Source organism: Arthrobacter sp. GMC3 (assembly GCF_002929305.1).
In the GTDB taxonomy this organism is placed as follows: Bacteria; Actinomycetota; Actinomycetes; order Actinomycetales; family Micrococcaceae; genus Specibacter.
Genome location: NZ_PJIO01000004.1, coordinates 62,836 through 85,205, shown reverse-complemented (window position 1 = coordinate 85,205; position 22,370 = coordinate 62,836). Strand labels below are relative to the sequence as shown.

Annotated in this window: 17 protein-coding genes; 8 read left to right on the top strand and 9 right to left on the bottom strand. The window is 62.0% G+C overall.

Translation table 11 applies throughout. From position 1 onward, the window contains the following. Positions 1-42 precede the first annotated feature (42 nt). Entirely contained in the window at positions 43-1,782 is a 1,740-nt protein-coding gene (locus CXQ94_RS08835; RefSeq protein ID WP_181034141.1) for an ABC transporter ATP-binding protein, read from the top strand. Continuing rightward, complete coding sequence (locus CXQ94_RS08830) at positions 1,772-3,583, top strand: ABC transporter ATP-binding protein (protein WP_104088723.1); 1,812 nt, start codon at positions 1,772-1,774, stop codon at positions 3,581-3,583. Before CXQ94_RS08835 ends, CXQ94_RS08830 begins: the two co-directional genes overlap by 11 nt. 55 nt (positions 3,584-3,638) lie before the next feature. Here CXQ94_RS08830 and CXQ94_RS08825 read toward each other — a convergent pair whose 3' ends face one another. The 8 genes from CXQ94_RS08825 to CXQ94_RS08790 form a co-directional block, all read right to left on the bottom strand. Then, on the bottom strand, positions 3,639-4,589 hold the full coding sequence (locus CXQ94_RS08825; RefSeq protein ID WP_104088720.1) for a PfkB family carbohydrate kinase: 951 nt from the start codon (positions 4,587-4,589) through the stop codon (positions 3,639-3,641). 80 nt (positions 4,590-4,669) lie between these two features. Continuing rightward, positions 4,670-6,232 (bottom strand): glycoside hydrolase family 32 protein, encoded by a 1,563-nt coding sequence (locus CXQ94_RS08820; protein WP_104088717.1) that lies wholly within the window; start codon positions 6,230-6,232, stop codon positions 4,670-4,672. An 81-nt stretch (positions 6,233-6,313) separates the two neighbouring features. Further along, on the bottom strand, positions 6,314-7,783 hold the full coding sequence (locus CXQ94_RS08815; protein WP_104088714.1) for a glycoside hydrolase family 32 protein: 1,470 nt from the start codon (positions 7,781-7,783) through the stop codon (positions 6,314-6,316). Between the two features lie 10 nt (positions 7,784-7,793). Next, positions 7,794-8,813: a LacI family DNA-binding transcriptional regulator gene (locus CXQ94_RS08810; protein WP_104088711.1), complete on the bottom strand. Its 1,020-nt coding sequence runs from the start codon at positions 8,811-8,813 to the stop codon at positions 7,794-7,796. Beyond that, on the bottom strand, positions 8,810-9,712 hold the full coding sequence (locus CXQ94_RS08805) for a carbohydrate ABC transporter permease (RefSeq protein ID WP_104088708.1): 903 nt from the start codon (positions 9,710-9,712) through the stop codon (positions 8,810-8,812). The genes CXQ94_RS08810 and CXQ94_RS08805 overlap by 4 nt, the downstream gene beginning before the upstream one ends. Further along, positions 9,709-10,590, bottom strand: a complete 882-nt coding sequence (locus tag CXQ94_RS08800) for a carbohydrate ABC transporter permease (protein WP_104088705.1) — start codon at positions 10,588-10,590, stop codon at positions 9,709-9,711. Before CXQ94_RS08800 ends, CXQ94_RS08805 begins: the two co-directional genes overlap by 4 nt. Before the next feature lie 70 nt (positions 10,591-10,660). Then, a complete protein-coding gene (locus CXQ94_RS08795; RefSeq protein WP_104088701.1) occupies positions 10,661-11,998 on the bottom strand; it encodes an ABC transporter substrate-binding protein in 1,338 nt (445 codons plus the stop codon). Between the two features lie 56 nt (positions 11,999-12,054). Further along, positions 12,055-13,527: a glycoside hydrolase family 32 protein gene (locus CXQ94_RS08790; RefSeq protein ID WP_104088698.1), complete on the bottom strand. Its 1,473-nt coding sequence runs from the start codon at positions 13,525-13,527 to the stop codon at positions 12,055-12,057. 294 nt (positions 13,528-13,821) lie between these two features. Between CXQ94_RS08790 and CXQ94_RS08785 the strand changes: the two genes are divergently transcribed. Together CXQ94_RS08785 and CXQ94_RS08780 are read left to right on the top strand one after the other, a co-directional pair. Then, positions 13,822-15,381 carry an FGGY family carbohydrate kinase gene (locus CXQ94_RS08785; protein ID WP_219817010.1) on the top strand — a complete coding sequence of 520 codons (1,560 nt, stop codon included), beginning with the start codon at positions 13,822-13,824 and terminating at the stop codon, positions 15,379-15,381. A 10-nt stretch (positions 15,382-15,391) separates the two neighbouring features. Beyond that, the gene (locus CXQ94_RS08780) at positions 15,392-16,405 is read left to right on the top strand and encodes an NAD(P)-dependent oxidoreductase (protein ID WP_104088692.1); all 1,014 of its coding nucleotides are present in this window, start codon (positions 15,392-15,394) and stop codon (positions 16,403-16,405) included. 4 nt (positions 16,406-16,409) lie between these two features. Here the strand turns inward: CXQ94_RS08780 and CXQ94_RS08775 are convergent, their stop codons facing one another. After that, entirely contained in the window at positions 16,410-17,315 is a 906-nt protein-coding gene (locus tag CXQ94_RS08775; protein ID WP_181034140.1) for a sugar-binding transcriptional regulator, read from the bottom strand. A 179-nt stretch (positions 17,316-17,494) separates the two neighbouring features. On the opposite strand from CXQ94_RS08775, the gene CXQ94_RS08770 reads away from it, so the two are divergent. The 4 genes from CXQ94_RS08770 (at position 17,495) to CXQ94_RS08755 (ending at position 22,354) form a co-directional block, all read left to right on the top strand. Then, a complete protein-coding gene (locus CXQ94_RS08770) occupies positions 17,495-18,823 on the top strand; it encodes an MFS transporter (RefSeq protein WP_104088687.1) in 1,329 nt (442 codons plus the stop codon). A gap of 80 nt (positions 18,824-18,903) precedes the next feature. Then, positions 18,904-19,536 carry a class II aldolase/adducin family protein gene (locus CXQ94_RS08765; RefSeq protein ID WP_104088685.1) on the top strand — a complete coding sequence of 211 codons (633 nt, stop codon included), beginning with the start codon at positions 18,904-18,906 and terminating at the stop codon, positions 19,534-19,536. A 21-nt stretch (positions 19,537-19,557) separates the two neighbouring features. Next, positions 19,558-21,084 (top strand): aldehyde dehydrogenase family protein, encoded by a 1,527-nt coding sequence (locus CXQ94_RS08760; RefSeq protein WP_104088683.1) that lies wholly within the window; start codon positions 19,558-19,560, stop codon positions 21,082-21,084. A 49-nt stretch (positions 21,085-21,133) separates the two neighbouring features. Beyond that, positions 21,134-22,354: an MFS transporter gene (locus CXQ94_RS08755; RefSeq protein ID WP_104088680.1), complete on the top strand. Its 1,221-nt coding sequence runs from the start codon at positions 21,134-21,136 to the stop codon at positions 22,352-22,354. Positions 22,355-22,370 lie beyond the last annotated feature (16 nt).

Here is a 22,370-nt window from a genome sequence, read left to right as displayed (position 1 = left end):
GGCCCTTGTTCCGGGTTCATGTTCATTCCTAGGGTTGAAAGCATGGTTTCAACTCTCAGTGCGCCCACGGATCCCGGGCGTGAAGTAGGCGGCACAGTCCCGGGCGGGCACGCCTTCCCTACCACCCCCGGCCAGACGCTGATCCACGGCTCCTTCGGCGAGGGCCGCGGACAACGGCTGGCCGTGGCCGCTGGTTGCCGCATGCTCCACCAAGTCACCGAGGCCTTGGTCCCGGTGGCCATTGGCGTGACCGTGGACCAGGCCATCGCCCCGGGCAATCCAGGGGCCCTGCTCTGGTGCCTGGCCGGGATCACGCTGCTCTTCATGGTGCTCACCTTCAGTTGGCGGATTGGTACGCGCCTGAACACCAGTGTTTTCAGCCACGGTGAACACTCCTTGCGGCAGTTGCTTGTAGGAAAGGTTCTGGATCCATTACACAGCGGTGCTGGCCGCGGGCCGGGCCGCCTGCTGAGCATTTCCACCTCGGACACCCGCCACACAGCGGGCCTGTCGTGGGTGGTCACCGAGCAGCTCAGTGCCTTTGCCGCGCTGCTGACTGCAGCCGTCGCCCTTGTCCTGATTTCTTGGCAGCTCGGTGCCACAGTGCTCCTGGCAACCGCGGCCTTCATGCTGCTCATGCATTTAGTCACCACCCCCCTGGAGCGGCGGGCTGTGCAGCAACAGGCTGCCGCGGCGGAATCGGCGCATGTGGCTTCAGATCTGGTCACCGGCCTGCGCGTGTTGAAAGGGATCGGGGCAGTCGACGGTGCTGCCCGGCGGTATCGCGCGGCTAGCCGATCATCGCTGGAGGCGGCCCTGTCGATGGCGCGCGCCAAGGCCTTATTTACGGGTGTCTCGCTCGCCCTCTCGGGTACATTCCTGGCAGCCATCGCCTGTCTCGCCTCGACTATGGCCGCCAACGGCACCATTACTGTGGGGCAACTTGTGACGGTTGTCGGCCTGGCCCAGTTCATTAAGGACCCCATGACCGCCTTGGCGTTCCTTGGTGCCGAGATCCGTGAGAAGCGTGCGGTGGCCGGCCGCCTTTCCGGTCTCTTCGCTGAAGAGAACGACCTCGACCAGCGGGTACCCGGCACCCCGGCACCTCATCTCGGAATGCCCGACGTCGACCGGACCCCTGGGGTGGCGCGAGGACTGAGCGTCGCACCCTTTGCGGGGAGTCGATTCGTGATGAATTTGGACGTCGGCAGCATCACGGGCGTTACTGCCAGCCCAGCCAACGCCCGGCGGCTCATCGAATTGCTCACCTACCAACGTCCCCTGACCCGGGGCGAGCTGTCCCTTCATGGGCGCGACGCGACTGACTTGGGACCGGAGGAGGTGGCCCGCATGGTCTTCGTGTCCGACCACGACGGGGCCGTCTTCTCCGCCAGCGTCCGCGACAACCTCGCCACAGACACGGTGGACACGGCACTGTTGGCCGCCTCCGGCCTGGATGAGGTACTCCGGCGTCTCCCCGCCGGGCTCGATTCGAGAATCGGAGAACACGGCCGGACACTCTCCGGTGGCCAGCGACAGCGCCTGCTGCTGGGCAGGGCGTTACATCAACCCCAGCCGGTGTTGGTGCTGCATGAGCCGACCTCCGCCGTCGACTCCGTCACCGAAGCCCGCATCGCCGAGTCGCTGGGACGGTTGCGCGGGCGCCCCCTGATCCTAATCACGGGCAGCCCGGCGCTGCTGGGTATTTGTGACTCCGTTGTTGACCTTGATGCGCCGCAGCCCGGGAACGTGCATGGCTCGGAGGCAAGCAATGCCCCCTAGTCAACGAACCCTCGCCGACACCCGCGAGGTGGATAGCGCCGCCGGACTTCCCATTGCCGGCACCCGGGCAACATGGAATCACACCTTGCGCGTGTTCGCCCGCCGCAAGGGGCTGATGGCTCTCATGGTGGTAACGTTGCTGGCCGGTTCCGCAACCGGGCTCTTGGTGCCCGCAGTCCTGGGCTGGATGGTGGACATTGCCGGCCGCGGCGAACTGTCCGGGGCGTTGGTTCCCGCGGCAGCTGTGCTGCTGACCGCGGCCATTGCCTCGGCGGCCCTGGACAGCTGGGGTTCCATTGCTATGGCAGAGTTGGGCCAACACGGCCTGGCGGAGTTGCGTGAGGACGTGTTTGCCACGGCACTGGCCCAGCCGTCCGAGGACCTGGAGCGCGCGGGCTCCGGAGACCTTATCTCGCGTGTCTCGGACGACGTGGAAGCCGTCAATGAAGCCATCGGTTCCGTTCTTCCCTCCTTCATCACGGCACTCTTCACGATCTCCTTGACCATCGTGGGGCTAGGTGCAATCGATCCACGGTTCGCGATTGCGGCGCTCCTGGGCATACCCATCCATGTCTTCGCCCTGCGTAGTTTCCTGCGTGCCTCCGGTCCGCTGTACCGCAGGGTGCGCATTGCCGAATCGCAGCGCGGGCAGTTCCTGCTCGAGGCGACCGCAGGCGTGAATACCTTGCGGGCCCTGGGCCACGGCAGCCGGCACCTCGCACGGATTGCCCACTCCTCGCTTGAGGCCATCGCCCTGGTCATGCAAACGGTGGTCATCCGCACACGCTTCCAGGGCCGGCTAAACGTTGCGGAGCTGGTCGGACTTTGCTCGATCCTGGCGGTGGGTTACTGGCTGGTGGGCGACGGCTCGGTCAGCATTGGCGCCGCCACGGCGGCGGCGCTGTTTTTTCACCGCCTCTTCGGTCCTATCGGGGTCATCCTCATGAACGTCGACGATCTGCAACTTGCTGGGGCCGGGTTGTCGCGGCTGGTGGGCGCGCTCCACGGTGCCAGCGGTGCTGCTGTTAGTCCCCTGTTGAGTGACGACGTCGGTTCCCCGAGGGACGGGGTCGTGTTGACGGGCATCGACGCCGGATACCTACCCGGAAAAAACATCCTTTCCGGCCTGGACTTGCACATCCGCGAGGGCGAACACCTCGCCCTAGTGGGCGCTAGCGGGGCGGGGAAAACCACGCTCGCCCGGGTTATCGCCGGCAGCCTTGAACCAACGGCCGGGTCTGTGCTGTGGAATGGGGTGCACTACGGTAGCGCAGAGGGCACACCGGGCCTGGGCCGCAGCGCCGTGCTGATCAGCCAGGACATTCATGTCTTTTCCGGCACGATCGCCGAGAATCTGCGACTGGCGGCCCCCGCCGCCAGCGATGCGGAACTGCTCGCGGCACTCGCCACCACTGGTGCCGACTGGGTGGATGCACTACCGCAGGGGCTGGCCACCGCCGTGGGCGGGGGCGGGCTCGCAATAACCGGAGACCGCGCCCAGCACCTGGCCTTGGTGCGTGCGTTGCTCAGTGATGCCCCAGTGGTGGTCTTGGATGAGGCTACGGCCGAGGATGGTTCAAGATCTTCGCAGCTGCTGGAGGAAGCGGCGCTGCGTGCAGTGCGTGGCCGCACGGCTATCAGTGTGGCACACCGCCTCAGTCAGGCAGCCCAAGCCGACCGGGTTCTGGTCATGGAGGACGGTCGAGTCATTGATGCGGGCACGCATGAGGAATTGTTATCCCGCGACGGGCTCTACGCCCGGCTCTGGCTCGCCTGGTCCGCAAACCGTTCCCTCTCATAGCTGCCGGGATCGGTGAAGCCGCCGCCCGCACCGGGGACCAAGTCCTGAGATACGTTCAAATGGATGTGCCTTCTTGGGCCAACTCTTCACGGGTAGGAGGGTCGGCGCCGGGCCGGGAGACGGTGATCGCAGCCGATCGTGCGCACCGTTCGAGTAGGGATGAGAGCTGCAATGGGCCCATTGTGGCAATGGCTTGGCGCGCCCCGCGGCCAAACACCCCTCCTGCAATCAAGCCATCGATGAGGGTCCCCATGAAAGTGTCCCCGGCACCCACGGTGTCCTCGACGGTCACTGGTACGGCTTCGACGCTGGCCCGGGAGCACTTGGTGACCGCAATGGCCCCTGCTGCGCCGGCGGTCACGACGGCGAGCACCACCCCCATTTCAAGCCACTGTTGCAATACGTCGTCCACGGCTTCGCCCGGATGCAGCCACGCGATGTCTTCGTCACTTGCTTTGACGACGTCGACACGCCCAATGAGGGACAGCACGCGTTGGCGAGTCCTGGCGGGGTTGCCCACAAGGCTGGCTCGGATGTTGGGGTCGTAGCTGACCAGGGCCCGGCCGCGGTGTTGATCGACAAGGTCCGAAACTGCACCCGCACCTGGTTCAAGTGTTGCCGCGATCGATCCGATGTGGAGCGCGTCGATCGGATCTGCCTGCTCGATGGTGAGATTCCATTCGATGTCGAACTCATAGCTGGCCGCACCGTCGGCGTTGAGGCGGGCTGTGGCCGTGGAAGTGCGCGCTGCCTGCTGTGCCTGCACCCAGACCGCGGATTTTTCCAGCCACGCCCTGGCCGTGTGGCCGTGTGAGTCCTCGCCGAGGACAGTGAGAAGTCTCGGGGTTCTGTTCAGCCGTCCGAGTGTGAGGGCCACGTTGGCGCAGCTTCCGCCGGGTTTCTCTTCGATGGTGCCGTCGGCCCGATGCAGGATATCAACGAGTGTCTCGCCAACGACGAGAATTTTGCCCTCTACCGTGGTTTCGGGGCGTGCTTTTCCTGCCATGAGGAGGGCCTTTCGTCTGTGGTTTTTTTGGGGAATGCGCCATCCCCGGCCGGATTCCTCCGGGGATGGCGCCGGGCGGGTTATGTGGTGGCGTCGAGTTCGCGGATGGTGATGCCGCTAAATGTTGCCGCTCCACCGTCGCTGTAGAACGAGATTCCGGTGTCGCCGTCGGTGAAGTGGACTTGCTGGGAGAGCACGGTGTGCCCTGCATTCACGAAAACTTCAACACTTTGGGTATCTACAAAGATTCTCAAATGCACTGACCGGGCGTTCCCGTCGATGGGTGCGGCGGCCCGCGAGTAGGGGACTAGAGAGTATCCGCTGAGGTCCGAAGGTGCGCGGTCAACGTAGACGTCGTTGCCGTATTTGCCAATGTTGGTGTGCCGCGCACCGTTGGCCGAGCGTCCGACTGAGACGCCGATGTTGCTCGCAGCCTCCCAGCTGATGTCCAGTTCCAGTTCGTAGGCTCGTCCGTTGAACGGAAGCACGAAGCTGCCATTCACCGTTTGGTTGGGAATCGTTGTGGTTGCTGTGGCGTAATTCGCCAACGCTTCAAGGGGGCTGCTGAGCAGGCTATACCGGCCGTCGGACTGGTGCTCAAGCCGCAGCTCACGCACGATCGAGTTTTGGCCGTTGTAGCCATCTGACGCATCGGTGGGCACGTCCCGCGCAGCGTATTTCCAATTGTTCATCCACGCAATGGCTAGACGGCGTGTATCCGGCGCCTCCGCGGATGGCCAGGTGACTGCTGCGTACCAGTCCCAGCCCCAGTCCAGCCACTGCGGGGTGAGGTCCGCGGCGATGAATTGTTCGCCGTCCCAGGTTCCCATCCAGTAGGCATACGTCATCGGCAGTCCTACGCTGTAGGCGTCCATGCTGGCCCCGAGCACCCAATGACGGGTACCATCTCCTGCAGTCATCTCGAACAGATCGGGGCATTCAATGCCGCCAAGTGCGTGATTAGGGTAGTCAAAGTTGAGTTTGAGGGTCCAGTTGCGCAGGTTCGTCGAGGTGTAGAAGCTCGCGTAACGGGCCCGCCCAATCACGCACACCCATTCGCTGCGCACGGCATCCCAGTGGATCTTGGGGTCACGGAACCACTCTGCGTTCTCAATCTCCGCCGGCGTTGTTGCCGTGCGCCCGTCGGTGTTGACGATGACAGGATCGGGCAGGGCAGTGAAGGTGAATCCGCCGTCGGAAGACCAGTAAAGATATTGCTCCTGGTACTTGCGGATGCCGTCGGTGGGCTTCGTGGCCAGGGCGATGACCGCGCCCGCGCCAAACCCGGCGGTGTTGGCGGTGTCCACCACGGCACACCCTGACCAGACAGGGAATTCCGGTTCAAGTGGCATCACGGTGCCGTGATGAGTGAAGGCCACACCGTCACTGGTGGTGGCGTGGTCCCAGCCGCCCGGGCCATTGTTCACACCGGAGTGCAGGTAGTAGAGCTGGTAGGCGCCGTTTGTAGTGACGGGCCGTTGCGGGTCGCACAGCCAGCCCGCTGGCGGAGTCATGTGATACTTGGCGCGCACCGATGCCTGAGCCTGTGCGGCTGTGGGCCGGGGAACACTACTCAGCATTAGTGCGAGCGCTCCGGCGCCTACGCCTTGCAGAACACTTCGTCGCGCGATGGGGTGCATCATGGTTGGCTTCCTTTCACAGTCTGGCGGGCGCGCGGGGGCGCCCGCCAGGGTTAATTGGCGGTTGGGGAATGAAGTGGTGCTCTAGACGAGGGTTGTTGCGCTGCGTGCAGAAGATAATGCTGAAAGGTTGTCCGAGGCGGGGACATCAAACGTGGTGACGGTGACGCAGCCCGGCAGATCACTGTCAAGGCGTGCCGTGACAGCACCAGCGCCCAGGACAATAAGGTTGGACGCGGTGGCTTCGCCGTCGTTGATGAACAGCTCCAGCAACGGCCCATCCAGGCTCAGCAAGAGTTGGACAGGCGCGGCGTCCATTGCGATGGTGCTCGTGGACGGGAAGGCTGCGTGGATGGCCTCCACGGCAGCGCCGTGCCGAGTGATGCGCAAGGCACCCGTGTCCGGCGAGTGCTCTATGTCTACACTCGCATCTGAATCTCCCTGAAGTTTCAGGCTCAGCCTTCCGGTGGCGGCCGGATCCCAGTGCAGTTCCAGGAGCGAGTGCCCGCTGAGTACCACCTCGGCGGCCTGCGCCAGCTCAAATCGGCCTGCCGGGACCGCGGCGATTTGCTCCAGGATGAACTCCGGCGGTCGCTGGAGGAGCCGCGGGAACCCGTCGATGGTCCGCAGTGACAACCGGCGGGGCAGAGACATGGCGCCGCGCCACGGGGCAGACGGGATGTCGCCGGCATAGGCCCAGTTACTCATCCAGCCAAGCATGATCTTCTCGTTCGCCGGGGCGTTGTCAAAGGTCACGCCGGCGTAGAAGTCCCTACCGTGGTCAAGTCGGGTCAGCCCGGTGGATTCCGTGGTGAAGCTTGTTCCGTCAAAGTCGCCGATGAGGTAGCTCATCGATGAGCCCTCGGGATCCGGGTCCTCGCCCACTGCATTGGTGCTGATCAGCAAGACCCAGCGGAGGTTCTCCGGATCGCCGTCCACGGGCAGCGGGATGAGGTCGGGGCATTCCCAGACCAGCTGCCCGGCGTCCTGCTCGGGGCCCAGGGGACCAAAGCTGCTCCGGTACTCCCAATTGGATAGGTCGGTGGATGAGTAAAAGAGCACCTGCCGATCCTCTGCTTCAACCGCGAGCAGGACCCACCGATCGGTGCCGTCCGCGTCGGCATAGCGGATGACTTTGGGGTCGCGAAAGGCGTTGGTTCCGCGGTCAAGTACCGGGTTGTGCGGGTCCTGCTCCCAGGTAAAGCCACCGTCAATACTTGTTGCCTTCGACTGGGCCTGGCGCCCGTTGCTGAAAGCACTGGTGTAGAACGCTGTCAGTTGCGGTTCACCCTGCGTTGCCACGATGGATCCGGAGTAGATCTGTTCGCCATCGCTGTATGGCAGCGCCACGGGGTGTTCGCTCCAGTGCTGCAGATCGGTGCTGGTGGCGTGGCCCCAGCTCATGTTGCCCCAGTCGGGGCCTTCGGGGTTGTACTGGTAGAAGAGGTGCCACAGGCCGCCGTGGTGGACGAGCCCGTTGGGGTCGTTTATCCAGTTGCGTTGCGGGGTGAAGTGGAAGGTGGGCCTCGGCATCACGTAGTTGTGGGAGGGCATTGCTGTTTCCTTAGATGGAGTGCCGCGGGATTGCTGGACAGGCGATGCGGGTGGGGAGCGTGTCAGAGGACGGGTCCAGGCCAAGGAGTATCCGCACACCCGCGGCGCCCAGCTCGTAGTGCGGCAGGGCCACCGTGGACAGCGGTGGGCGCAGGTGGGCCGCGATGACGTCCTGGTTGTCGAAACCCATGACAGCCATGTCCTCGGGGATCCGCAGCCCCCTCTCGCGCAACCCGTCGTAGAGGCCCATCGCCACCCGGTCGTTGTGGCAGAACACGCCCGTCACGCCGGAGCCAATGATGCTCGATGTCGCAGCGTAGCCACCCTCCTGCTCGGGCGAGGCGGGGAACACCAGCGATTCGTCATAGTCGATGCCCGCAGCTTCGAGGGCAGCGCGATACCCGGCCAGGCGGCCACTTTGCGCCGGCGAGGGCGTCGTGGTGTTGATGAAGGCGATCCTGCGGTGCCCGGCGGCCAGTAGTTCCTCAGTGGCGGTGCGCCCGCCTTGTTCCTCATCCGGCACGACGGCGGGCAGCCCACCTCCGGCAGCAAAGCAGTCCACGAGCACCGTGTCCGTTTGGTGGAGCATGGCGGGAACCGTGATTTCGCGATGGTACCAGCTCGAGTAGAGGATCCCGTGCACTTGGTGCTCCAGCATCATGGCGATGGCCTCATCCTCTGCCGCCTTGTTGCCGTCGGTGTTGGCCACGAGCAGCACGTAGCCGTTCTTCCAGGCCTCGTCCTGTGCGCCGTGGATGATCTGGCCGGCGAACGGGGTGGTGGCAATGGCGTCGGCAACCAGACCAATGAAGCGTGAGGTGCCCTGGGACAGCGTCTTGGCCAGGGCGTTGGGGCGGTAGCCCAGCTCTGCCACGGCCTCGTGCACCCGCGCCCGGGCGTCCTCGCCGATACGGGCGCCGGGCTTGTCGTTGATGACGTGCGACACCGTGGCGACTGACACTCCGGCCACCTTGGCAACATCACGCATTGTCACCACGTGGCCACCCTTGTTGTGCTCTACGCTTGTCATCCCTTGGTTGCTCCACTCTCGAGACCGCTAATCATGGCTTTATTCAGCACCAGGAAAACCAACAGCAGCGGTGTGACTGTTACGCAGACCGCGGCAAAGGTCGCGGTCCAATCGGTGTTGCCCATCGCTCCAATGTAGTTCTGCAAACCCAATGGGATGGTCTTGAGCCCGTCGGAGAGCACAAACGTGTTGGCAAAGATGAAGTCGTTCCAGATGAAGATGCTGTTGACCAGCACCACGGTGATGATGGTGTTCACCGAAAGCGGGAACGTGATCTGGGTGAAAATCCGAAAGGGGCCGGCACCGTCCAGGGACGCGGCCTCATACATTTCCCGCGGGATGTATTCGTAGAAGGAACTGAATAGGTAGACGGCCATGGGCATGGCAAACGCGGCGAGCGGGATGATCATGGACATGTGAGTGTCCAGCAGGCCGATCTTGGAATAGTCAATGAACAGTGGGACCAGCGCAATCTGCACGGGCACAATGATGCCCAGCAGGAACAGTGCGCGGACAAGCCCGCTGAGCCGGAAGCCCAGAACTTGCAGGGCGTAGGCGGCCATCATGCCTGCAATGACAATCAGCATACTCGAGCCGAGGGTGACGATGAGGCTGTTGAGAATGTTCAGCCACAAATTGCCGGTGGCGAACGCGCGGGAGTAGTTTTCCAGCGTGAACTCAGATGGCAGGGCAAACGGGTTTCCGGAGGCAAAATCTGATGCCGTGCGGAAACTGGTCAGGAACAACCACACCATCGGGTAGACCTGCACCACCACAATGAGCACTATGGTCGCCGTCAGGAGCATGCGCTGGATGCGCAGCCGCCTTGGTTTGCTGGCCCGAACCCTCGGTTTCACAGGGCTGGGTGTGGTGGGCGCGGTGAGAACTGTCGCACTCATGAGGCGTCCCTTCTGCGAAGGAGTAGGAAGATGAGGCCTACGGCAACCAGGCACTCGATGACGATGAAGACGGAGATTGCGCTGGCGTAGCCGTAGTCGGTGTGCACAAAAGCGGTTTTGTACATATAGGTGGTCAACAGTTCCGAGGACTGACCTGGGCCGCCGTTGGTGAGCAGGTAGGGAATGTCGAAACCGCGCAGGGCGAACGTGGTTGCCATGATGGTGGTGGTGATCCAGACGGGCCGGATGTGCGGGAATCGGACGTTCCAAAATACTTGCCACCACGACGCCCCATCCAGACGCGCGGCTTCTTCGAGTTCTTTGGGAACCGCGATGAGGGCCGCATAAATGATCAGCATGTACAGGCCGGTGAATCGCCACCCCTCGGGAATGGAGACGGCGGCAAGTACCGTCTGGACGTTGGAGAGCCAGGCCGTTTGCAGTCCGCCCAGACCCACCCAACCCAGGACCTGGTTGAGTAGACCCACCGGTTCCAGCGAGTAGATCCGCTGGAACAGAAAGGCGATGGCTACCGTGGAGATGACAGCAGGAAGGAGGTAGAGCGTCTTGACGAGCTCGCGGGCCCGGTGGATGCCTGTCAGGAGCCCGGCCACCAGCAGGGCCCCGCCCAGTTGCAGGACCAGGCAGATCGCCAGGTAGCCGATCGCATTAGCGAAGGCTGTCCAGAAGACATCGTCTCGGGTGAACATTTTGACGTAGTTGTCCATACCGATGAACTTCATGTCGGTAATGCCATCCCAACGGAAGAAGCTCAGGAATAGCGACTGAACAATGGGGAGTAGCACGGCAAGGCCGTAGAGCACCAAGGGCGGGATCAGGAAAACGGCAACGGAGAGTCTGGAGCGTCCCGGAAGCATTGAAACCACGGTTGTCTTGCGTATCCGGGGCGTCCGGGTGGCCGTTCTGGGCTGCGTAGTTTGCGCTGTTCTAGCCATTGCGGTTCTCCGCAAGGCTTGCATCCATGGTCTTGATAAACTCGTCGGGTTTGATGTCGCCCTGCACAAGAAGGGTAAGTTCCTGCTGCAGGCGCGAATTGGTGGCCGGGTCCAGCTGCGTGTCCCACGGCATCGCAATGGCCCTGCCCACGTCGTTGGCCTGCTCTACGGCTCGATTGTAGAGCTCTGTCGCATTGGCCGGAATGGTGGTGTTGGTGGTCGTCGTTGGCGAAATCGCACCCGTGCCGGCATAGATTTCGGGGTACTTCTTGAGCGCGAAGGCGAGGAAATCGCGAACCAGCGGATCAAAGGTCTTGGCGTTGATGGCCATGCCAATGCCCGACGGCGTGACGTACTCATTCTCCTGGGTCACAGCTCCCTTGATAGTGGGGAGGGTGAAGTAGTCAACCGAGTCGCGCACTCCGGCGTCGAGCTTGTCGGTGGCGAGGTTGCCCAGCTCCCACGTCCCGATGTTGTAGACGGCAGCCTTGCCGGAGGTGAACAGGGCTTGCGCATCCGCGTAGCCGGTTGAGGAGAAGCCCTTCTGGAAGCAGCCAGCCTGGCCCAAGCTGTACAGCCATTCAGCTGCAGCCTTGCCGGCCGGATCGGCAAACTTTGCCTTGCCATTTTTGAGATTCTGGATGTACTCGGGGCCAGCCATCCGGAACGGATAGTACGCCATGTAGCGTTCCAGCGGCCACTGGTCCTGCCCGTTGAGGGCAATGGGCGTGACGCCCTTGGCCCGGAGTGCCTTGCACATCTGCGGGAAATCATCCAGTGACTTGGGGGTTTCAACACCCGCGTCCTTGAGCAGTGATGAGTTGTACCAGAAGAACTCCAACTGGAACTCAAACGGAACCATGTACAAGGAACCGTCATCGAATCGCTGGTAGTTCAGCGCGGCGGGCCGGAAGTCCTTTTCCACATCAAGGTCCTTCAGCAGAGTGTTCACATCGATCATGCGGCCCTGGCTGGCAAGCTTCTGCGCAAACGGGGTGGCATCCGTATCGAAGAGCTCCGGCAGCTTGTTCGCTGCGGCGAGCGTCTCGTACTTTTGGATGTAAGAGGGACGATCAGGCGTGGTAATCAGGTTGAGGGAAAAACCCGGATGGTCCGCGGCGTACTCGTCCGCGATCTTCTTCATCGCCGTGATGACGCCACCGTCAGCAGGGCGGGAGAGCAACCACGAAATTTCGCGGGGCACAATCGCCCCGGAAGGGTTGGCGTTCGTTGGTTCGGTACCACTGACTGAGCCCGAACAGCTGGCGAGAGCCAGGGCCGCGGCTACTGCGGCTGCCACGAAGGCAGTCTTGCGCTTGGTAATTGTCATAGTCAGAATCTCCATTGATTAATCGGTGGGAACGTTTTGGTGAATTACAGAAAGTTCTAGCTCCGGGCTCCGACAAGTTCAGCGTCTGGCAGTGGCGCTGCAGTGGCAGCTGCGCGCATGGCCACTGAGAACTCGGTAATGGTGACTTCTCCCTCACCGGCGAACACACCGATGCGGCCCGTGGGGCGGTCGTAAAGGCGCGTGCTCATCACCGTGGAGTTATCAACGGTTGCCACGCAAATGTCACCGTCTACGATGACTTCCAGTTCGTGGACGCCAGGAACAAGCGCGACTGGCCGTTCCAGTTCGATGGCGTGCGGGACGTCGCCGGAGATCTGCCATTGTTCGGCGCCTGTTGAGCGCCGCGGCCAGCGGTCAAAGACCAGCCTCCCGCGTTTGGGTTCCAAGCGCAGGCTGTAGCCCTCGTCGCCGTCGACACTCGCCCGCAGCAGGACCCCGCATTCGCTGGTGTTCTCGGCAATGGTGAACCGGGCAACAATTCTGACGGCGTTGGGGGCATCCTCTTGAGTGAGCATGTCCACGTACCCGCCGGGGGCGCTGAGGTGGACGCCACTGAGGCTGGTGCGGACCGGTTCGGCGAAGGTGTCCCTCAGCTCGTGGGCCGGATGGAATGCCAGCGTGCCGTCCTCGCGCTGTTCGGCCTCAAGAACTGACATGGTGCCAGCCCACTGCCAGGCGCCGTCGTCGTTCCCGCCTTCGCGGGAAGCAATCCAGCCGAAGAAGAAGCGGCGGCCGTCGCGGGCGGCCGACTTGGCGGCGTAGAAGGCCCGCCCGTCCAGAGAATCATACTCAGGCGCAATCCACGGACCCGCCAGGCTGCGTGCCATGCGGTAACGGGTGGTGAATGCTTCGCTGAACTCCGAATAGACCAAGTACCACCAGTCACCCCATTGGAACACCTCGGGGCATTCGTGGGCAATGTAGCGGCGGGGATCCCAGAACGGTGGCGCGGGCTTCCAGTTTTCAAGATCCGACGAGGTGCACTGGGCAATCACTCCCCTGCGCCGTGCCGGACCCTGGGCGTGGCGGGCCGTGATGAGCATGCGCCAAAGCTGAGCATCCTCATCCCAGAAGACATATGGGTCTCGCCAGTCGGCGGTCTCGTAGCCGGCGGTGGCACCGAAGGTGTCTGCAGCGTGACGAGTCCAAGTCTGCATACCGTCACGGCTTGTGGCATGCATGACCAACTGCAGGGCCAGGCCGTCCGCACCTGTGTGGGCTGGATTCTGGCCAGTGTAAAAGGCATGGTGTACGCCGTCGGGGTCACGCACAATGCTGCCGGTATAGACGTTGAAGTCCGCGGATTGCAGCCCTCCCGAGGCAATTGCCTCACCCGTCTCACGGAAATCGATGACATTCTCGCTCACGACCCTGTGCCACGGCATGCCTTCCTTCGGGACAAGCCGTGACTCGTGGAGGTAGAACAAATGGAATACACCATCCTCTTCCCACGGGATCACATCGCCCACCCAGGCGTCGTGCGGTTTGTAAAAGCCTTGCTGAATCATCGTCACCTCAAACTAGTTGGTTAACCGGTTATTCAAGACCATAACGCCCCACTTTCGCAATGGTCAAGCGGTTAATCAAATATTTCTTGAAAGAATTTCATCATTCCCACTCCAACCTTGATTGCCCACCCGCCGCCCCGGTGACCCCAAAGGGACCTCTCGCCGGGAAGATCACGCCCCAAATGTCTTCGGGATGAAAAATGGCGGCAGCTCGCCGTGCGCTAGCGTGTCGCACTAAAAGCGCCTATGCTGAACAATAGATCACATCAACGTACTAATGTTCGGAGTCTTCCAGTGCAAGGACGCACCAGCATTATCCTCGGCATTGACGCCGGGACCACTTCCGTTAAGACCGTTGCATTCACGTTGTCAGGGCAGATTGCAGGAATCGCCCGCTCCAGCGTGCACATCGAGCGCGCGGACACCGGCGCAGCCGAGGCAGACATGAGCCATATCTGGGATGCGGCAGCTTCCACGATCACCGCCGTGGTGGATCAACTGGTGGACTGCGACGTACTTGCCATCGGACTAACAGGTCAGGGCGACGGCGCCTGGTTTGTTGACAGCAGAGGCCTGCCGCTCAGGCGAGCCGCCCTGTGGCTTGACGCACGGGCCGAGAACCGATTGGAACGCTGGACAGCGGACGGCCGTGCCGCGGCGGTTCACGAGATTACTGGATCCCCGCTTTTCCCCGGCGCTCTTCCGCTCCTCTTCGAGGAGATCGCGGCGGCGGAACCAGCAGTCAATGCCGCTCTAGACCACCAGCTCAACTGCAAAGACTGGCTGCGATACAAACTCACGGGGAGAATCGCAACGGACCCCAGTGAGGCCTCACGCACCTACCTTGACACCTCAACTGGCGCCTACTCGGAGGAACTACTCTCCGCACTCGGCCAGTCCGGCCTTCGCTCGAAGTTACCAGAAGTCCTTGACCCACAAGCCATCGCGGGCATCCTAGAAGTACGGGTAGCCCGCCAGTTGGGGTTACCTGCAGGCATTCCGGTCGCTGTCGGGATGGTGGACACGGCAGCTGCGGGCGTTGGCTTGGGCGCCATTGAATCCGGGGAGGGATACGCCATTTTGGGTACAACCGGTTTCGTGGGCGTATTGCATGCGTCCCGCCAGGACGTTCGCACCTCATCGAGCATTGTCCTTTCCACAGGACGTGGCAGCCAAGTCCTTGAATGCTTGGCCCCCATGACGGGGACCCCAAACCTTGACTGGGCGCGTGAATCCCTGGGCCTGGGCGATCTGCCGTGGCACGAGGTCGAAAGCAAAGCTAGGTCCGTTCCCGCCGGAAGCGGTGGACTGGTCTACTTGCCCTACGGTTCCCCCAGCGGAGAACGCGCCCCCTTCACTGACGGCAGCGCGTCAGCATCATGGCTTGGCATGAGCATAACCACCACACCAGCGCAGCTACTTCGCAGTGTTTACGAGGGCCTGGCATATTCGTTGACCGAATGCCTGGACGCACTAGGCCTCACCGAGGATCTGGCCATTTGCGGCGGCGGATCGGATTCTGACCTCTTGTGCTCGATTCTTGCCGATGTCTCCGGGCGCTGCGTGGTCAGACAGGATGAGCCAGAGGTTGGCGCAAGGGGCGTGGCGAGCCTCGCCGCAGTGGCAGCAGGTATTCACCCGGACCTTCGCGCCGCGGTTACTGCCATGGTCCCCAAATCGAGTACTTTTCATCCAACAACAAGCAACCTCGCGGTATACCGCAACGGGTACCAAACATTCCTTTCCACCCGAGATGCCTTGCGTCCGCACTGGCCGCAACTGCGATCCCTCCGCACTCTCTCCAAAAACCCACCCTCCGAGATGCCGGTAGCCACCGCATTTCCAACTCCGTAGGAGCAGCATCATGGAAGTTACCAACAAGCCCAAAGTCCTCGTCACCGCACCCTTTGACCCGGCCGTCGCCGAACTTCTCGCCGCGGACTTTGAGGTAAAAATCATTAACCCCACAATGTCCGGAGACTCGTTGGCGGATCGGCTTCTTGAGGCCGAGCTGTCCACGGCGAATGTTATTGTTGCCGAGCTCGACGTGGTCGATGAAGCAACACTTGCCCTGGCCCCTCATCTGCAAGTCGTCATCTCGTGCCGCGCCAAACCCGTCAATGTCGATCTTGCAGCCTGCAGCGCGCGCGGCATCCCCGTGGTGACGACCCCCGGACGTAACGCCGAGGTCACCGCAGACCTGAGTTTCGCACTCCTGCTGGCAACGGTGCGCCAGGTCAGCGCCTCGGAGCGCTGGTTGCGGGCCGGAAACTGGTCCGCGGAAGACGTCTTTGAACCCTATGAGCGCTTCCGCAGCATCGGGCTGGGCGGGCGAACTCTTGGCATCCTTGGGGGCGGTGCTGTGGGGCGGCGGATGATGAGGCGGGCACTGGGATTCGGCATGAACGTCAAGGTCTACGATCCGTTCCTGGCCAGCGACACCTTTGGCGTCGACGCAGAGGTAGTGCCCCTGGAGGAAGTCATGGCAACTTCTGACATCATCACCGTCCATGTGCCACTCATGCCCCAGACTGAAGGCCTGATCGGTACCGAGGAACTAGCCCTGATGAAACCTGAAGCGTTCCTTATCAACGCGGGGCGGGCTGCCATCATCGACGAGAGCGCACTAATGGAGGTTTTGCGGAACAAGCGCATTGCCGGCGCTGGCTTCGATGTTTACTATCAAGAGCCCCTACCCGCTAACTCCGAGTTGTTCACCCTGGAGAACGTGACTCTGACTCCGCACATTGCCGGAGCCTCCGACGACGTTATTGCCGAGCACTCCCGCATCACCGCTAAGGCCCTGAAGGCGTGGCGGCTTGGCGAACCCATGGAGGCGATCGCAAACAAGACAGCCCTCGCTCCCGCCCCCGCATGATTCCCTAAAGCAGCAAGGCCCTCGCGGTGTCCACGTCAGTGACAAGCATGTTCACAAGACCACCCGCGAGGGCTGCCTTGAGCGGCGTCACCTTGGTGGCACCCCGCGCCACCACCAAGCGATTCGGGATGCTCTTAAGCGCCTCAAGGGTAACGCCAACTACCCTGTCATCCAGCGGCCCTGTGACAGCATTTCCTGCCGCGTCAAAGAAACGCCCGCCCATGTCGCCTACAGCCCCCCTGCGCAGCAGGTCTTCGCGCTGATCCGCGGTCAGGTTTCCGAGCAGGATTCCCTGCCCTGCTTCCATGCCGCCCAGCCCGGCCACTAGGACATCTGCGCCCTCCGCCATGACCAGCACCTCCTTGACGCCAGGGTCGGCGTACGCCGAAAGTGCCGCTTCAGTCGATGCCGCAAGAAGGGGCGCCGGCAAATGAAAAGCACTCCCCTGAGTGCGAGCAGCAAGTTCTAACGCCAATTGATGCGGGTTCGCACCTTTGGCCAAACCGCCGGTACTGCCGGCTAGAGGGACGAAGCTCGCCTCCAGTGGGCGCATGGGAAAGGAACTCACGACCAGGGCCACAGCAGTGGAGAGCCCCAAGGCGACCACAGAGCCCTTCTCGATGATCTGCGACAAGCTTTCGGCACCCAAGACCGCAAAGGCCCTGTCGGCCTTGCTCGCCTCGGCAACACTGGGCGCAACCCACGCCTGCTTGATGCCATAACGCTCCACCAGGGCCTGTTCCTCATCCGCAAATAGCGACTCGGCAACGTGCACAATAATCTCGACCATGCCACTTTCACGCGCCTCGGCGAGCAGCCGCGTGACGCGCACACGAGAGACACCCAACAAATTCGCTATCTCTTGATGGGTAAGTCCGTGTTCGTAATACATGCGTGCTACGCGTCCCATAAGCATGTAGTCATCCTTTCACGAGGTACGACGGCGTCAGAACTGCCTCGCTGTCACGCGAGTCCTTGACAGGAGAGGAATATCACTTCAAGATAAAGGTACATCAGTTCAATACATTGAACAAATGTTCACACTTTTATCTGGATCTCATCCCGGTTCACTCAACGAGGAGTCTCGACATGGTCACCAGTAGTCCATCCACGCCGGAAACGCGGTTCGCAAGATTGCTGCGCCGCCAAGGCATTTCCCGTCCTATCGCTTGGGGCTTCGTCGCCCTGACAATTTTTATGGTGGGTGACGGCATTGAAGCCGGGTTCCTCTCGCCTTACCTCGACTCACTCGGCTTCTCCGAGGGCAACGTTGCCACGCTGTGGGCCACGTACGGAATTGTGGTGGCCTTGGCGGCTTGGCTCAGCGGGGCTCTCGCCGAAGCCTGGGGGCCCAAGCGGGTCATGATGGTTGGCTTTGTCATTTGGGTCGTCTTTGAACTCGTTTTTCTCTTGTTCGGACTCATGCAGGAGAACTTCACTGTCATGCTCGTCGCCTTTGGTATCCGCGGGCTCGGGTACCCCATGTTTGCCTACGGTTTCCTGGTGTGGGTGACCATTGACACTCCGGAAAAGGTCATGGGCAAGGCCGTCGGCTGGTACTGGTTCTTCTCCACCCTGGGCTTGGGCGTCATCAGCTCCTACTTCGCCGGAGCCGTCATTCCCGTCATCGGGCCATTGGCCACCCTCTGGCTCTCGCTTGCCTTCGTAGCAATCGGCGGACTCATGGTCTTGTTCCTTTTGCGTAACCCACAGACTGCAGCCGTTACTGTCCGGGACAGCGTCCGCGGAGTAGTCAATAGCGTGACGATTGTTAAGACAAATCCGCGGGTCGGCTTTGGCGGCATTGTCCGCCTCATCAACACCTTGTCCTTCTACGCCTTCGTTGTTTTCCTGACCACCTACATGGTGCGCGACGTCGGGTTCAGCCTGGCGGAATGGCAGTTCATTTGGGGCACCATGCTGGCCGCCAACGTGGCGGCGAACCTTATCTCCGGATACCTTTCCGATTGGCTAGGTCGCATCAATGTGGTTGCCTGGGCCGGTGGCATCGGATCCTTCGCCACGGTCTTGGCCCTCTACTACGTACCCACCATCATTGGCCCCGAATTCGGCATCACCATCACTATTGCCGTTGTCTACGGGCTTGCCTTGGGCATGTTCGTCCCGCTCAGCGCAATCGTTCCGCTACTGGCCCCCCAGAATAAGGCCGCAGCAATTGCAATTCTCAACCTTGGCGCGGGTCTGAGCCAGTTCATCGGCCCGGTTATTGCAGGACTCGTCACGCCCATCGGCATTGAGGCCACTGTTTGGATTATCGCCTCGCTCTACCTCGTTGGCTTTGGGTTGACGTTTGCCCTGCGCCAGCGAGCAGGCAGCGACGGCTCGGAGAACCTCGGGACGGCCATCCCGGAGCAACTTGACGTGCCCGCGGCGGACCAGGCGGTCCGTATCCAGTGAGCACCTGAGTATTGACCGGACAACTGCCCGGAACCCTCGCATTTCAATTCACCCAAGAACCAGCACCTAGGACACCTTCCATGAACGAAAACCAAGACCTCGACGCCATCCTGGCAGAACTTAGCGACGTCGGCCGGAGCGCCGTCGACCGCGGGCTGGCCCTGGCAAGCGGCGGCAACCTGTCGGCTCGTCTTTCAGCCGATACCTTTGTCGTGACAGGATCCGGCACCTGGCTGGACCGGCTGACCCCATCCGACTTCTCGATCATGAGCCTGGCCGGTGACGTCCGGGGCGGCAATCCCAACCCCTCAAGCGAATGGAAACTGCACCAGCGCAGCTACCAGGAACGCCCGGACATCAACTCGGTGGTCCACGTGCACCCACAGCATGCCGTCCTCATTGACGCTCTGGGATATGACGTCCGGCTGCTGACCCTTGACCACGCCTACTACGTCCGTTCCATCGGCACCACACCCTACTACCCCAACGGCTCGGATGAATTGGCAGAGTCGGCGGCCGAACAAGCCCGCGAACACAACTGCATCATCATGGGCAACCACGGGTGCTCAGCGTTGGGCGACACCATTTCCATGGCCTTTCGACGGGCGCTGAACCTTGAGGAGGCGGCCACCGCCACCTACCGCGCCCTGCTGCTAGGCGACACCACAAGCGCCATGCCCGCCGAGGCCTTCGCTGCCCTGCACCACGCGTAACATCCCCGATCAAGGACAGACATGACCCCCGAAACCGCATTTCCAACCACTTTTGACGCCGATGTCAGTGCCGCCACAAAGGCATTCCTTGCCGCTCCTCCCCGGCTGCTGATCGGCGGCAGGATGGTCCCTGCCAACTCCGGACGAACCATCGAGGTGGTGGATCCTGGCACCGGTCAGGTGATCACCCATTCCGCCGCGGCTGACGCGAGTGACGCTGATGCTGCCGTTCGCGCAGCCCGCCGCGCCTTCGATCCGAGTTCCCCGTGGCGCCGAATGAGTGCACTTGATCGGGGCCGCATTATTGAGCGCATCGCCCGATTGCTGGAAACCCATGCCGAGGAGTTCATTGAACTTGAGGTGCTCGACGCCGGTAAGCTTCGCTCCGCCGCCGCGGAGGTCGATCTCCCCCTGTCCATCAAGCACTTGGAGTACTTTGCCGGCTGGCCATCAAAAATAGAGGGCAACACCATTCCCGTGTCCGTGCCGGATACGATGGTGCGCACTGAACGCGAGCCTGTCGGCGTCGTAGCCCAGATCGTCCCATGGAACTACCCACTGTTGATGGCGATCTGGAAGATGGCTCCGGCGCTGGCGGCAGGCTGCACCATTATCCTCAAACCGGCAGAAAACACTCCGCTCAGTGCACTGCGATTCGGCCAGTTGGCGCTCGAGGCTGGACTCCCTGACGGGGTATTGAACATCCTCACCGGATATGGGGCAGAGGCCGGGGAGGCGTTGGTGGATCACCCGGGTGTGGACAAGATTGCCTTCACCGGATCCACCGTCGTGGGGCAGAGAATTGCGCAGCGGGCTGCCACCCAGATCAAACGGGTGACCCTCGAACTGGGCGGGAAAAGCCCCAACATTATCTTTGCGGACAGCCCCGCCCAGGAGGCTGCCACCGGGGCTGCGAGCGCCATCTTCTTCAATGCCGGGCAGGCCTGTGCCGCCGGTTCCCGGCTCTACATCGAATCGCGCGTCTTTGACGATGTTGTTGGCAAGCTCAGCGACATCGCTTCCACGATGACGGTGGGTCATGGTCTTGTTAGCGGTTCAGAGATTGGCCCGGTCATCAGTGCCCGGCAACATGAACGGGTTCGGGGCTACATTGATGGGGCGCTGGCTGACGGGGCAACCTTGTCCGCAGGCGGATCCGCCCTGCCAGATGCCACCAATCCGAATGGGTACTACATTCGCCCCACTGTTCTAACAAACGTCAATGACTCCATGACTGCGGTTCGTGAGGAGATATTCGGGCCCGTGGTCGTAGCGCAACCGTTTGACGACCTTGAGGAAATCGCGCGACGCGCAAACGACTCTCCCTACGGGCTGGCGGCTGGCATCTGGACCAAGGATATTTCCCGCGCGAACCGGCTTGCCAGACTATTGCAGGCCGGGACGGTGTACATCAATATGTACGGGGCAACAGACGCTGCGGCCCCGTTCGGCGGGTACAAGAGATCTGGGTACGGGCGAGATATGGGACATGCGAATCTCGAGTCCTATTTGGAGACTAAAACGGTATGGACAAGTCTGGCTCCGTGAAGTCTCCCATGCTTGCGGCGGCCTGCTGTAGCGCCACCAGGGCCCGGGAATGAACAATTCCCGGGCCCTGGCCCAAATTACACTGGGCGTCCTGATCCAGGTATTGGCCGTCTCGACCTGGTTCGCGACGGCGGCGGCAGTGCCGTCGTTGGTCGCCGACTTTGGCCTTGGCCCAGCGCAAAAGGCGTTGTTGACCGCCGTCGTCCAGCTTGGTTTCGCCTTGGGTGCCGTCCTCGTGGGCCTCCTTCGGCTCAGTGACCGCGTCGCGCCCTCGGTGGTTGTCCCGCTGGGCGCTCTAGCCACTGGTGCCTTCACACTCCTTCCTCTATTCAATGACGAGAGTTTGCTCCTGCTCATCGTTTCTCGTGGCGCCGTCGGGCTATGTCTGGCTGCCGTCTATCCCCCAGGAATGCGGGCCACGGTGTCCTGGTCTGCTCCGCGCTGGCGGGGCCTTGCCGTATCGACCATGGTCGCCGCCCTCACTCTCGGCACCGCAGCACCCTACCTGTTGACGGATTCGCCACTCAATGACTGGCGCCAGGTGCTCATAGTCAGTGCCATCGCCGCGGCCATAGCCGCACTGCTGGCGCTCAAGCTGCGCAATGGCCCGCATGTTCTTGCCGTGGGAACAAGCACGTTGGCGGACTTGTTCCGGCTTGCCCGCGACCCCGCGCAACGGCGAATAACTATTGCCTACATCGCTCACATGTGGGAGGTTTACGGGCTCTGGGTGTGGCTACCCATGCTGCTGGTGACTCTGCCCGCTTTCGCGGCAGGCAGTCCAACTGGAGTGGGCTTTGCAGCTTTCACCATCATTGGGGTTGCTGGAACGCTTGGGTGTCTGTTGGGCGGTGCTCTTGCCGGAGTCTTCGGCAAGAGGCTGGTGGCCCGGTGTTCGGTTGCCATTTCGATGGTGTGCGCACTAGCGAGTCCGCTGCTGGGGGTGATGCCTTCATTGCTTGCGATCGCAATATTGCTGGCATGGGGTATTTCGGTTATTTCCGATTCCCCGCTCTATTCGGCCATGACCGGGGACGCCTCCGGCGGACGGGCCGTGGGCACTGCCATTGCCCTGCAAATGGGAATCGGCTACTTCATGAGTATTGGGGCCATCTACTTCACCGCCCTGGCAGGGGCTTGGTTCGGGTGGCAGTTCGCTTTTCTGCCACTGGCCATTGGTCCCCTCATCAGTTTTATTGCGCTGCGTCGACAAAAAACCGTTTTACAGGGCGGAACTGCCCCCGGTCGTGCTGACTTCTTGACCCGGTGAAATGCTGATAGTCGGT